Below are 13,680 nucleotides of genomic sequence, written 5' to 3'. Positions count from 1 at the left end.
TTGTACGCCATCGGTATGGCCGGACAGGCCGATGGCGGGCCAGACACGGACCCCGTGCTGGGAGCCCCATCTGTCCTCTCGCTCAACTTGACGTACGGCAAAGGGAAACGGTTGCCCGACGATCTCTAACGGGTGAGTCACGGCCGGTCGCACCCCTAGGGGAACCGCCTACCCACTCCTAGCCCTCGGACTCACCGCGGATGACCGCGAGCACGCCGTCCAGCTCGTCACCCTTCACCAGAACGTCACGCGCCTTGGACCCCTCACTGGGCCCGACGATGCCCCGGGACTCCATGAGGTCCATGAGCCGCCCCGCCTTGGCGAAGCCGACGCGCAGCTTGCGCTGGAGCATCGAGGTGGACCCGAACTGCGTGGACACGACCAGCTCGGCCGCCTGGCACAGCAGATCGAGGTCGTCGCCGATGTCCTCGTCGATCTCCTTCTTCTGCTTGGTGCCAACGGTGACGTCCTCCCGGAAGACCGGGGTCATCTGGTCCTTGCAGTGCTGCACGACGGCGTGGATCTCGTCCTCGGTGACGAAGGCGCCCTGCATACGGGTGGGCTTGTTCTGACCCATCGGCAGGTACAGCCCGTCGCCCTTGCCGATCAGTTTCTCGGCGCCGGGCTGGTCGAGGATGACCCGGGAGTCGGCGAGCGAGGAGGTGGCGAACGCGAGCCTGGAGGGCACGTTCGCCTTGATCAGACCGGTGACGACGTCCACGGAGGGGCGCTGTGTCGCGAGCACCAGGTGGATGCCGGCCGCGCGCGCGAGCTGCGTGATGCGCACGATCGAGTCCTCGACGTCGCGAGGCGCGACCATCATCAGGTCGGCCAGCTCGTCGACGATCACAAGGAGGTACGGATACGTCTTGAGCTCCCGCTCGCTGCCCTCCGGCGTCTTCAGCTTGCCGTCGCGGATCGCCTGGTTGAAGTCGTCGATGTGCCGGTACCCGAAGGCCGCGAGGTCGTCATACCTGAGGTCCATCTCGCGTACGACCCACTGGAGCGCCTCGGCGGCCCGCTTCGGGTTGGTGATGATGGGCGTGATCAGGTGCGGGATGCCTTCGTAGGCGGTCAGTTCGACGCGCTTGGGGTCGACGAGGACCATGCGGACGTCCTCGGGAGTCGCGCGGCACATGATCGACGTGATCAGGCAGTTGATGCAGGACGACTTGCCGGATCCGGTGGCACCGGCCACCAGGATGTGCGGCATCTTCGCCATGTTGGCCATGACGTAGCCGCCCTCGACGTCCTTGCCGAGCGCCACGAGCATCGGGTGATCGTCCTCGGCCGCGTCCGCGAGACGCAGGACGTCTCCTACGTTGACCATCTCCCGGTCCGTGTTCGGGATCTCGATGCCGACCGCGGACTTGCCGGGGATCGGGCTGATGATCCGCACATCGGGGCTGGCGACGGCGTAGGCGATGTTCTTGGTGAGGGCGGTGATCCGCTCGACCTTGACTGCGGGGCCGAGCTCCACCTCGTAGCGGGTGACCGTGGGGCCGCGCGTGAAGCCGGTGACGGCTGCGTCGACCTTGAACTCGGAGAAGACGTTCGTCAGGGAGGCGACCACGGCGTCGTTCGCGGCGCTGCGCGCCTTGCCGGGGCCCCCGCGCGTGAGGAGGTCGAGCGAGGGCAGCGAGTACGTGATGTCGCCGGAGAGCTGGAGCTGCTCGGCGCGCGGCGGAAGGTCGCGGGGCTCCTCCGGGGGCGCCTTGGTGAGGTCCATGACCTCGGCCTTGAGCTTCTCCTGCTTGGGGCGCGCGGCGGGGGCCGGGACGGGTGTCGGGGTGGTGTCCTCGCGGTCGCCTCCCACCCGTACGCCCTGGGTGAGGTCTGCGACGATCGGCGAGGGCGGCATGCCGTGCAGGACGGCCCCGTCGAGCGCGGCTGCGGCGGCCGCTGCGACGTCCACGGCGTCCATGGGGCGGTGCATGTCGGGCTGGGGCACCGCGGAGCGCCTGGGGCGGCTCCGGCGCCTGCTGAGTGCCTCCTGCTCTGCGCTCTCGGGGTCGTACGCCTCGGGGTCGCTCCCGCGCTTGCGGGGGCGCGCGGGCAGCGCCTCACGCCACTGCTCGTCGTAGCGCTCGTCGTCCTCGCCGAACTCGTCCTCGTCGTCGGGGTCGTGGACGATGCCCAGCTTCACCCCGAGCAGCCGCAGGCGCTGCGGGATGGCGTTGACGGGTGTGGCCGTGACGACCAGCAGCCCGAAGATCGTGAGCAGCACGAGCAGGGGTACGGCGAGCACTTCGCCCATCGTGTACGTCAGCGGGGTCGCCACACCCCAGCCGATGAGGCCGCCGGCGTCCCTTATCGCCTGCATGCCGTCGCTGCGGGCGGGCGCGCCGCAGGCGATGTGGACCTGGCCGAGCACGCCGATGACAAGCGCGGACAGGCCGATCACGATGCGGCCGTTGGCCTCGGGCTTCTCCGGGTGCCGGATGAAGCGCACGGCGATCACCGCGAGCAGTATCGGCACGAGCAGGTCGAGGCGGCCGAAGGCACCCGTCACCAGGATCTCGACGAGGTCGCCGACCGGGCCGCGCAGATCGGCCCAGGTGCCGGCCGCGACGATCAGGGCGAGGCCGAACAGCAGCAGCGCGACGCCGTCCTTGCGGTGGGCCGGGTCGAGGTTCTTCGCGCCCTGCCCTATGCCGCGGAACACGGCGCCGACGGTGTGTGCGGTGCCGAGCCAGATGGCGCGCACGAGCTTGACGATGCCACCGGTGGGGCTGGGCGCGGGCTTGGGCGCCGGGCGGGCGGTCTTCTTGGCGACCGCCTTCTTCGCCGGCGCCCTTTTCGCGGCGGCCTTCTTCGCCGGAGCCTTCGCCGGAGCAGCCCTCTTGGCGGGCTGCTTCTTGGCTGCGGAGGGACGTGAGGCCATAGGTGTGAGGTTACCTGTGGAGAGCGCAGGGGACACGTGTGCCCACTGCTTCACCCGTTCGTGTCGCCCGTACGGGACGAGAGAACTGACGTGCGCTCACGCACAACTGCGCCCGCGGCGGACGTCAGTTCTGTGACGGGAGCGAAGGTGCTCCGGTGCCGGTGCCCGGCTCCAGGGCGTCGAGTGCCCTGCGCAGCCCGGTGAGTTTGCGTTCGAGATGGGCCGCGGTGGCCACGGCCGCCGCGTCCGCCGACTCGTCGTCGAGCTGCTTGGACAGCGCCTCGGCCTGCTCCTCGACGGCCGCGAGCCGCGCCGACAGCTCGGCGAGCAGTCCGGCCGGTTCCTTGGCCGCACCGACCGCGGGCTTGCCGCCGCCCTCCAGCTGGAGCCGCAACAGCGCTGCCTGCTCCCGCAGTTGGCAGTTCTTCATGTACAGCTCGACGAAGACCGAGACCTTCGCGCGCAGCACCCACGGGTCGAACGGCTTGGAGATGTAGTCGACCGCGCCCGCCGCGTAACCCCGGAAGGTGTGGTGCGGGCCGTGGTTGATCGCGGTGAGGAAGATGATCGGGATGTCCCGGGTCCGCTCCCGTCGCTTGATGTGCGCGGCGGTTTCGAAACCGTCCATGCCCGGCATCTGAACGTCCAGCAGAATGACCGCGAAGTCGTCCGTGAGCAGTGCTTTGAGCGCTTCCTCCCCGGACGATGCCCGAACCAGTGTCTGATCGAGCGCAGAGAGGATGGCCTCCAGCGCCAGCAGATTCTCCGGCCGGTCATCGACCAGAAGGATCTTGGCCTTCTGCACCATGGCCCGCCCTCCTCGCCCCGGATGTGCACCGGGCGCCGCCCCAGAGGACGGCTCTCTTGCGCCGCCCGTCCTTGTGCCGGTCATGGTAGCCGCACCCCGCCTGTCGCCACACCCTGTCACCACGATGTCACTGTGCACGAAGCAGAAACGTAGCGGGAGACCAGAAGGTTCCCCGAATCCCGTGCTTCTACACGGCTTCGGACACACTGAGTCAGCAACTCCGTGTGCACACCGGACGTTCCCCGCACCGTTCCCACCGCTTTCCCGTCAGGCCCGGTCGTTTCCCTCACTCCGGACGCATCCACTGCTCCATCACCGACAGCAGGTGATCGGGATCGACCGGCTTGGTGACGTAGTCCGAGGCGCCGGACTCGATCGCCTTCTCGCGGTCGCCCTTCATCGCCTTCGCGGTCAGCGCGATGATCGGGAGCCCGGCGAACTGCGGCATCCTGCGGATCGCCGTCGTCGTCGCGTATCCGTCCATCTCGGGCATCATGATGTCCATCAGAACGACCGTCACGTCGTCGTGCTGTTCCAGGACTTCGATGCCCTCACGGCCGTTCTCCGCGTACAGCACGGACAGCCCGTGCTGCTCCAGGACGCTCGTCAGCGCGAAGACGTTGCGGATGTCGTCGTCGACGATGAGCACCTTCTCCCCGTTGAACCGGATGCCCCGGCGCGACGCGGGCGCCGCCTCCTCGGCGGCCCACTGGTCCCGCACAGTCTGCCCCAGCTGCGGCGCGGACCGCTCGATAGCGGACACGGCCCTGCGACGCCTCCTGAAGAGCGCGGCGGCACCGTTCTGCGTCTCGTGGTACGACTTCACCTCGGCCGGCGTCTCGATGTCCACCTCGCTCCGGTCCGACAGCTCGGCGAGCTCCGCGGCGGACGACGCCACGAGGTCGCCCGCCTCCAGCGCGGGCAGCTGCTGGTAGCCCTGCGGGGGCAGTTCGCTCGGGTGCAGCGGCAAATACAACGTGAACGTGGAGCCGCGTCCCGGTTCGCTCTGCGCGAAGATCTCACCGCCGAGCAGCTGCGCGATCTCCCGGGAGATCGACAGCCCGAGGCCCGTACCGCCGTACTTGCGGCTGGTCGTACCGTCAGCCTGCTTGAACGCCTCGAAGATGACCCGCATCTTGCTGCCCGCGATCCCGATCCCGGTGTCGGTCACCGAGAAGGCGATCAGGTCGGCGTCCGCGTCCCGCAGCGAACCGGCCTCCAGGAGTTGCTCCCGGATCGCCACCGGTACGTCCGCGCCGGCCGGTCGGATGACCAGTTCGACCGCTCCGGAGTCGGTGAACTTCACCGCGTTGGACAGCAGGTTGCGCAGCACCTGGAGCAGCCGCTGCTCGTCGGTGTGGAGCGTGGCGGGCAGTTCCGGCGACACCCGGACCGACAGGTCGAGGCCCTTCTCGGCGGTCAGCGGGCGGAAAGTGGCCTCTACGTAGTCGACGAGTTGGACGAGCGCGATGCGTGTCGGGGAGACGTCCATCTTGCCCGCCTCGACCTTCGACAGGTCCAGGATGTCGTTGATCAGCTGGAGCAGGTCGGACCCCGCGCCGTGGATCGTCTCGGCGAACTCGACCTGCTTCGGGGAGAGGTTCCCCTCCGCGTTGTCGGCGAGCAGCTTGGCCAGGATCAGCAGCGAGTTGAGCGGTGTGCGCAGCTCGTGCGACATGTTGGCGAGGAACTCGCTCTTGTAGCGCATCGACACGGCAAGCTGCTCGGCGCGTTCCTCCAGGACCTGCCGGGCCTCCTCGATCTCGGTGTTCTTCACCTCGATGTCCCGGTTCTGCTGGGCCAGCAGCTCGGCCTTCTCCTCCAGTTCGGCGTTGGACGACTGGAGTGCCTTCTGCCTGTTCTCCAACTCGGCCGACCGCTCCTGGAGTTGCTCGGTCAGCTCCTGGGACTGCTTCAGCAGCAGCTCCGTCTTGGTGTTGACGGAGATGGTGTTGACGCTGGTCGCGATCATCTCGGCGATCTGGTTGAGGAAGTCCTTCTGGATCTGTGTGAAGGGCGTGAAGGAGGCCAGCTCGATGACGCCGAGCACCTTCCCCTCGAACAGCACCGGCAGCACGATCACCTGCGCGGGCGGCGCCTCCCCGAGCCCCGAGGAGATCTTCAGATAGCCGCTGGGCGCGTTCTCCACGAGGATCGTGCGCCGCTCCTGGGCGGCTGTCCCGATCAGCGCCTCACCGGGCCTGAACGACGTCGGCATGGAGCCCATCGAGTAGCCGTAGGACCCGAGCATGCGCAGTTCGTACGCCTCCTCGCCCTCCGCGTCCGCCAGGGGCAGCGCGAGGAAGAACGCGCCGTGCTGCGCGGAGACCACCGGTGTCAGCTCGCTCATGATCAGCGAGGCGACGTCGTCCAGGTCGCGGCGGCCCTGCATCAGCGCGGAGATGCGGGCCAGGTTGCCCTTGAGCCAGTCCTGCTCCTTGTTGGCGATCGTGGTGTCGCGCAGGTTGGCGATCATCTTGTTGATGTAGTCCTGGAGTTCCTGGATCTCCCCGGACGCGTCCACGTCGATCTTCAGGTTCAGGTCGCCCCGGGTCACAGCGGTCGCCACGCGCGCGATGGCACGCACCTGGCGGGTCAGGTTCCCGGCCATCTCGTTCACAGACTCGGTGAGGTCGCGCCAGGTGCCGTCGACGTCACGCACACGTGCCTGGCCGCCGAGCTGGCCCTCGGTGCCCACCTCGCGGGCCACTCGGGTGACCTCCTCGGCGAAACTGGACAGCTGATCAACCATGGTGTTGATCGTCGTCTTGAGTTCCAGGATCTCGCCGCGGGCGTCAATGTCGATCTTCTTGGTCAGGTCGCCCTTGGCGATGGCCGTGGTGACCATCGCGATGTTGCGCACCTGGCCGGTCAGGTTGGACGCCATGCCGTTCACCGAGTCGGTGAGGTCCTTCCAGGTGCCCGCCACACCCGGCACATGCGCCTGGCCGCCCAGGATGCCGTCCGTGCCCACCTCGCGGGCCACCTTGGTGACCTGGTCGGCGAACGAACTCAGCGTCTTCACCATGGTGTTGAAGGTGTCGGCGAGCTGCTGGACCTCGCCGCGCGCCTCGATCGTCACCGTCCGGGTCAGGTCGCCGTTGGCGACCGCCGCCGCGACCTGGGAGATGTTCCGCACCTGCATGGTCAGGTTGTTGGCCATCAGGTTGACGTTGCCGCTGAGATCCTTCCAGATGCCCGTGATGCCCGGCACATGGGCCTGGCCGCCCAGGATGCCCTCGGTGCCCACCTCACGGGCCACGCGGGTCACCTGCTCGGCGAACGAGGAGAGTTGATCAACCATGGTGTTGACCGTCGTGACGAGCTCAAGGATCTCGCCCTTCGCGTCAACAGTGATCTTCTTGGACAGGTCGCCCTTGGCGACGGCGGTCGTGACCTCGGCGATCTGGCGCACCTGGATGGTCAGGTTGTTCGCCATGAAGTTCACCGACTGCGTGAGGTCCTTCCAGGTGCCGGAGACACCCTGCACCTCGGCCTGACCGCCCAACTGCCCCTCGGTGCCCACCTCTCGGGCCACTCGCGTGACCTCCTCGGCGAACGAGGACAGCTGGTCGACCATCGTGTTCAGGGTGTTCTTCAGCTCCAGGATCTCCCCGCGCGCGTCCACGGTGATCTTCTGGGACAGGTCACCCCGGGCAACCGCGGTAGCGACCTGCGCGATGTTGCGCACCTGGGCGGTGAGGTTGCCGGCCATGCCGTTCACCGAGTCGGTCAGGTCACGCCACACACCGGCGACACCGGGTACCTGCGCCTGGCCGCCGAGCCGGCCCTCCGTGCCCACCTCGCGGGCCACCCGGGTCACCTGGTCGGCGAACGCGGACAGTTGGTCGACCATCGTGTTGATGGTGTTCTTCAGCTCCAGGATCTCGCCGCGCGCGTCCACGTCGATCTTCTGGGACAGGTCGCCCTGGGCCACCGCCGTCGTCACCTGGGCGATGTTGCGCACCTGGGAAGTCAGGTTCCCGGCCATCGAGTTGACGGAGTCGGTGAGTTCCTTCCAGGTGCCCGAGACGCCGTCCACGCGCGCCTGGCCGCCGAGCCTGCCCTCAGTGCCCACGTCCCGGGCCATCCGGGTCACCTGGTCGGCGAACGACGACAGTTGATCGACCATCGTGTTGACGGTGTTCTTCAACTGAAGCATCTCGCCGGACACGTCGACGGTGACCTTCTGCGACAGGTCGCCGTTGGCCACGGCCGTCGTCACCTGCGCGATGTTGCGCACCTGACCGGTGAGGTTGCGGAATGCGGTGTTGACCGAGTCGGTCAAGTCCTTCCATGTACCGGCCGCGCCCGGCACCTGCGCCTGACCGCCCAGCTCGCCCTCGACACCGATCTCGCGCGCCACGCGCGTGACCTCGGCACCGAACGAGGACAGTTGATCAACCATCCCGTTGACGGTGTTCTTCAGCTCCAGCATCTCGCCGGCCACGTTCACGGTGACCTTCTGGGACAGGTCACCGCTCGCCACGGCGGTCGTCACGGCGGCAATGTCCCGCACCTGGATCGTCAGGTTCCGGAAGACCGTGTTCACCGAGTCGGTGAGGTCCTTCCACGTCCCCGCCGCACCCGGCACGTTCGCCTGCCCGCCGAGCTGCCCCTCGGCACCGACCTCGTTGGCCACGCGCGTGACCTCGTCCGCGAACGTACGTAGCGTCTCGGTCATCTGGTTGATCGTCTCGGCGAGCTGGGCGACCTCGCCCCGCGCCGACACGGTCACCTTCTGCGACAGGTCACCGTTGGCGACCGCCGTCGTCACCTGGGCGATCCCGCGCACCTGGGCCGTCAGGTTGCCGGCCATGATGTTCACCGAGTCGGTGAGGTCCTTCCACACCCCGGCCACACCTGGCACCTGCGCCTGACCGCCGAGTTCGCCCTCGGTACCCACCTCGCGGGCGACTCGCGTCACCTCGGAGGAGAACGAGGACAGCTGGTCCACCATCGTGTTGACGGTGTTCTTCAGCTCCAGCATCTCGCCGGCGACATGAACGGTGACCTTGCGTGACAGGTCGCCCTTGGCGACCGCCGTGGTCACCAGAGCGATGTCCCGCACCTGGGCCGTCAGCCGGTACGCCATCGTGTTGACGGACTCCGTGAGGTCCTTCCAGGAGCCGGACATGCCACGCACGCGTGCCTGCCCGCCGAGCTTGCCCTCGGTGCCCACCTCGCTGGCCACGCGCGTGACCTCGTCGGTGAACGTCGACAGCTGGTCGACCAGATTGTTGACGGTCCGCCCGACCTTCAGGAACTCCCCGCGCAGCGGATGCCCGTTCCCGTCGTCCTGCGCCTGCGTCCGCAGCTCCATGCGCGGCGACAGGTCACCCTCCGCCACCGCGGAGAGCACCCGCCCGACCTCTGAGACGGGCCGTACAAGGTCGTCCACGAGCGCGTTGGAGGCATCGATGGCCGAGGCCCAGGAACCCTCGCAGGCGGCCGTCTCCAGCCGCTCCGTGAGCTTTCCCTCACGGCCCACCACGCGCCGCACCCGCGACAGCTCACCCGTGAGGTGCAGATTGCGGTCGGCCACCTCGTTGAACACGGCGGCGATCTCCGACATCACGCCGTCGCCGGACACCGTGAGCCGCTTGCGGAAGTTCCCGTCCCGCATGGAGACGAGAGCCGTCAGCAGCCGGTCCAAGGACGCCGCGTCCACTTCCGTGGTCCCGTTGCGCGGTTTGCGCTGGTTCTTCAGGGACTGTCCGCCTTTCGCGCGCGTCTTGGTGGCCCGCGTCGCTGCGCCAGACTCCACTGTGTCCCTCCCGCAGGGGTCGACCGTTACTGCTGTGCTTGGGTGCTACTGCTCGGCGTATCAGTTACTGCCGCGTATCTCTGCCCGGTTTACCGGGCTTCAACAGGACCTGTCGCCCTCCGTACACAGAAGACGCCCAGCCTGCCCGGACCTTCACCAGAATCCTGCCCAGTGTTTCACCCTGCCTGAACCAGGCCATAACAGTTCGGCAGCTTCGCACATCGTCCGCACACCCTCCGGACGGAAACACCGCGACCGGCATCCGCGTGGACGGTGAAGGTAAGTAACCTTGCATGCGGCTGTCCAGCCTCGCCGGTTCCGTCCGGCCTGGGCGGTGGCACGAGCACGAGCGGGCAGGCATCGGAGGGGCACCGCACCATGACCACCGGACTGCATCCTGGAGGAACGCCCCAGGATCCCCCGCCGACCGGGAACCAGCCGTTGCCCCGGCAGGCACCGATCGGCCATGGGCCCCTGCCCGCCGACAACAGGCCGAGGAGTTCTGTGATCACCGCGCGCGCGGCAGCCAGCTTCGAGCCCGTCGGACGATCGGTCGCCACCGCGCGGTCCTTCGTCCGCGACACCCTGCAGGGCTGGGGCTTCGCCGACATCGTCGACGACGCCGTGGTCCTCACCAGCGAGCTGGTGACCAACGCCGTGGTCCACGCGGGCACGGCTGCGGATGTTCTGTGCCTACGGAGTGACGACGGCGTGCGGATCGAGGTCGCCGACCACTACCCCGAACGCGAAATCCCCCTCCAGGGGGCCGCGATCACCATGAGCAGCCCCGACCGCGAGGGCGGCCGCGGCCTCCAGCTGTGCGCGGCCCTGGCCAGCCGCTGGGGTGTCGACTACACCCCCACACAGAAGCTGGTCTGGTTCCAACTCGACCTCCCCGCCCGCCCGGTGGGCACCCGCGCGGCCGGCCCGTCCCTGCCCGCCGCCCTGCTCCCGCTCGCCGACGGCAGGGTCCGCGTCGCGGTCGTCCAGATCGACCGTACGGGCTCCATCGCGTCCTGGAACGAGGACGCCGAGGAACTCTTCGGATACGCCGCCGAGCAGGTCACCGGCAAGCCCCTCACCGACCTCGCCGCCTGGCCGCACACTCCGGGGACCAGCACCGGCATCGCCGAGGCGCTGCGTCTCTCCCGCTGGGAGGGCAGTTACGGCGTCCGCGGCGCCGACGGCCGCGTGATCCCGGTGTACGCCTCCCACCTCCGCGTCCGTGACACCGGCGGCGAGCCGTCAACCGTGTGCCTCCTGGTGAGGGATCACGAACGCGCGGTTCTGCAGACCCCGTTGCGCGGCCCCGCCCCCGACGCGGCGTCCACCCCGGACGGCCAGAACGCCGATCCCTTCGAGGTGTTCATCGGCTCCCCCGCGCCGGACGACCTCGACGGCCTCCTCCAGCGCACGGTCGAACGCGCCCGCGACATGCTCGACGGAGACTCCGCCTTCCTTCTCCTCGCGACCGACGACGAAACGGAGTTGGAGGTCCGCGCCTCCACCGGCCTGCCCTCCGCCCGTCAGCGCTTCGCGCGCGTGCCCGTCGAAGCGGGCCCCGGTCGCTACGGCTCCGCCCGCATGCCGGCCGTCCACGAAGACCTCCAGGCCGTCCCGGGCGCCGTACCGCTCCTCAGCGGCACCGGAATGCGCTCGGTCGTCACCGTCCCCCTCAAGGTCGAGGGCCGCCTCACCGGCTCCCTCGGAGTGGCAGCCGAAGGCCCCAACAAATACTCGAACGAAGAAGCCCTTCGCCTCCAATTCGCCGCCGACCGCATCGCGTTGGCGGTCGAATCGGCCCGCCTGGGCGAACTGGAACGCCTGCGCCGCGGATCCCTCAGCTTCCTGGTGGAGGCCTCCGACCTCCTGGCAGGCACCCTGGACCGCGACCAAACCCTGGCCCTGATGGCCCAGATGACGGTCCCGACCCTCGCCACTTGGTGCGCGGTCTACACGATCGCCGACCAGGCCTCGGACCCGTACCTCTCGTACGTCCTGCACGAGGACGAGGAACTCATCGACGGCATCAAGTCGTTGCTCTCGAAGATCGCCCCTCCGGACCCGGTCCCCACCCCCGGCGCCCGCGTCTGGGCCGCCCCCGCCGAGGCCGCCCACCAGGCGGCCCTGCGCACCTCCATGCGCAGCCTCGGCCTCGGCGAACCGACCCGCCGCGTCAGCTCGGGCATCGGCCCAACTCTCGCCACCGCCTCGGCAGTCGGCGGCGAGACCGTGGTCCTCCCCCTGGTCGCCCGCAACCGCGTCATCGGCATGCTGACCCTCGGCAAGCCCACCGACGAACACTTCCGCCAGGAAATCCTGGAACTGGCCGAGGACTTGAGCCGCCGAGCCGCCCTCGCCCTCGACAACGCCCGCCTGTACTCGGAGCGCACGGCCATCAGCCAGTCCCTCCAGCGCAGCCTCCTGCCCCCCGACCTCCCGCACATCGAGGGCGTCGAGGTCGAGGTCATCTACCGCGCGGCCGGCGAGGGCAACGAAGTGGGCGGCGACTTCTACGACCTCTTCCCCATCCGCGACGGCGTCTACGGCTTCGCCATCGGCGACGTCTGCGGCACCGGCCCCGAGGCAGCCGCGGTCACCGGCCTGGCCCGCCACGCCCTCCGCCTGCTCGCCAGGGAGGGTTTCGGCGGCCCCGCGGTCCTGGAGCGCCTCAACTCCGCAATCCTCGACGAGGGCGCCCGCAGCCGCTTCCTGACCCTCCTCTACGGCGAGTTGTGGCCCCAGGAGGACGGCAGCGCCAAGCTGAAGGTGGTCTGCGCCGGCCACCCGCTCCCGCTCCGCCTGCGCCAGGACGGCACCGTCGAACCGGCCGCCGAACCCCAGCCCCTCCTCGGCGTCATGGACGATCTGGAGCTCTACGAGCAGACGGTCACCCTCGACCCGGGTGACGTCCTCCTGTGCGTCACGGACGGCGTCACCGAACGCCGCGAAGGCACCCGCATGCTGGGCGACGACGGCCTCACGGACGTCCTCACCACCTGCACGGGCCTGACGGCCGGCGCGGTCGCGGCCCGCATCATGCGCGCTGTCGAACGCTTCGCGTCGGACGCCCCCTCCGACGACATGGCCATCCTCGCCATGCGGGTCCCGGGCCTCCAGAAGGACTGACACCCGAACACGCAAAAGGCCCCGCCCAATTGGGCGGGGCCTTCAGTTAATGGAGCCCTCTAACGGAATCGAACCGTTGACCTTCTCCTTACCATGGAGACGCTCTACCGACTGAGCTAAGAGGGCCTGTCGCTTTCCCGAGGCTTCCCTCGCGGCGACGAAAAGAATCATACCCCGAACAGGCCCGTGCGCCCAACCACCGCCACCCGACCCCGACTCGGTCAGAAAGCGGGCTGCAGCAGTCCCCCGAGCGCGTTGCACGCAGAAACGATCCGCTGCATCTCCCGCTTCGTCAACGAAGCGTCGACCGGCAGCGCGAGCGTCTCGTCAGCGGCCCGCTCGGTCTCCGGCAGCGCCACACACCGCCGGAACTCAGGCAGCCGATGCACAGGCGTCTTCACCGGCACCCGGCACTCAACTCCCCTGCCCCGCACGGCCCGAGCGAAGGCGTCACGATCCGGCCGCCCGTTCCCCGGCACCCGCACGACGTACTGCTGGTAGGTATGCCCGTCCCCACCATCGGGCGTCCGCACCCCACGCAACTTCGCGTCAAGATAGGAGGCCCGCTCCCGCCGCTGAGCCACCTCGTCGTACGGCGCCTCGGACTCCCCCTGCTGCAACACCAGCAGCCCATGCCGCTGCCCGACCCCGAGCAGTCGCGCCATGTCAGCCGACCGACCGAATCGATGTACGACAACTATCGCCGCCGTACGCGGAGTTACGGCCGCTTCGACAGCGGACGCGTCGAGGCAGTACGTCACCGGATCTATGTCGGCGAACACCGGCAACCCACCCGCGAGAGTGACAGCCTCGGCGACTTCCACGTTCCCGAACGCCGGCACGACGACCTCGTCACCGAGTCCGACGCCTGCGGCCCTGAGCATTGCAGCAGTACCCATGCTCGGATGGTGATTGTGCGATGTGAACTTCAAGTGACGCCAAACAAAAAAGGGTTGGACCCCGAACCGAAGTTCAGGATCCAACCCTCTCAAATTTTGTTCGGCGGCGTCCTACTCTCCCACAGGGTCCCCCCTGCAGTACCATCGGCGCTGTAAGGCTTAGCTTCCGGGTTCGGAATGTAACCGGGCGTTT

General features: G+C 68.5%; 5 protein-coding genes, 1 tRNA gene and 1 rRNA gene. 1 reads left to right on the top strand and 6 read right to left on the bottom strand.

Annotation, left to right across the window (positions count from 1 at the left end; translation table 11 throughout):
• Nucleotides 1-178 precede the first annotated feature (178 nt).
• The 3 genes from AB0I51_RS31935 to AB0I51_RS31925 all read right to left on the bottom strand — a co-directional run bounded on the left by AB0I51_RS31935 (nt 179) and on the right by AB0I51_RS31925 (nt 9,459).
• Nucleotides 179-2,884: a DNA translocase FtsK gene (locus AB0I51_RS31935; RefSeq protein WP_362981144.1), complete on the bottom strand. Its 2,706-nt coding sequence runs from the start codon at nt 2,882-2,884 to the stop codon at nt 179-181.
• A 124-nt stretch (nt 2,885-3,008) separates the two neighbouring features.
• Entirely contained in the window at nt 3,009-3,692 is a 684-nt protein-coding gene (locus AB0I51_RS31930) for a response regulator (RefSeq protein WP_200714639.1), read from the bottom strand.
• Nucleotides 3,693-3,978: 286 nt separating this feature from the next.
• Nucleotides 3,979-9,459 carry a HAMP domain-containing protein gene (locus AB0I51_RS31925; RefSeq protein ID WP_362981142.1) on the bottom strand — a complete coding sequence of 1,827 codons (5,481 nt, stop codon included), beginning with the start codon at nt 9,457-9,459 and terminating at the stop codon, nt 3,979-3,981.
• Between the two features lie 378 nt (nt 9,460-9,837).
• Here AB0I51_RS31925 and AB0I51_RS31920 point away from each other — a divergent pair, with 378 nt between their 5' ends.
• Nucleotides 9,838-12,588, top strand: a complete 2,751-nt coding sequence (locus AB0I51_RS31920) for a SpoIIE family protein phosphatase (RefSeq protein ID WP_362981140.1) — start codon at nt 9,838-9,840, stop codon at nt 12,586-12,588.
• Nucleotides 12,589-12,638: 50 nt separating this feature from the next.
• Here AB0I51_RS31920 and AB0I51_RS31915 read toward each other — a convergent pair.
• The 3 genes from AB0I51_RS31915 to rrf all read right to left on the bottom strand — a co-directional run.
• Nucleotides 12,639-12,714 (bottom strand) — tRNA-Thr (locus tag AB0I51_RS31915).
• Nucleotides 12,715-12,809: 95 nt separating this feature from the next.
• Nucleotides 12,810-13,472, bottom strand: a complete 663-nt coding sequence (locus AB0I51_RS31910) for a DegT/DnrJ/EryC1/StrS family aminotransferase (protein ID WP_362981335.1) — start codon at nt 13,470-13,472, stop codon at nt 12,810-12,812.
• Between the two features lie 113 nt (nt 13,473-13,585).
• Nucleotides 13,586-13,680 (bottom strand): 5S ribosomal RNA (gene rrf / locus AB0I51_RS31905); the annotation flags it as partial.

Origin of the sequence: Streptomyces sp. NPDC050549 (assembly GCF_040655035.1) — a bacterium.
Taxonomy (GTDB): domain Bacteria; phylum Actinomycetota; class Actinomycetes; order Streptomycetales; family Streptomycetaceae; genus Streptomyces.
This window is presented reverse-complemented; position numbering and strand designations above follow the sequence as displayed.

Bases quoted from the DNA above. Each gene is read 5' to 3' on its own strand.
- AB0I51_RS31935 (WP_362981144.1), bottom strand. From the start codon at position 2,884: ATGGCCTCACGTCCCTCCGCAGCCAAGAAGCAGCCCGCCAAGAGGGCT.
- AB0I51_RS31930 (WP_200714639.1), bottom strand. From the start codon at position 3,692: ATGGTGCAGAAGGCCAAGATCCTTCTGGTCGATGACCGGCCGGAGAAT.
- AB0I51_RS31920 (WP_362981140.1), top strand. From the start codon at position 9,838: ATGACCACCGGACTGCATCCTGGAGGAACGCCCCAGGATCCCCCGCCG.
- AB0I51_RS31910 (WP_362981335.1), bottom strand. From the start codon at position 13,472: ATGCTCAGGGCCGCAGGCGTCGGACTCGGTGACGAGGTCGTCGTGCCG.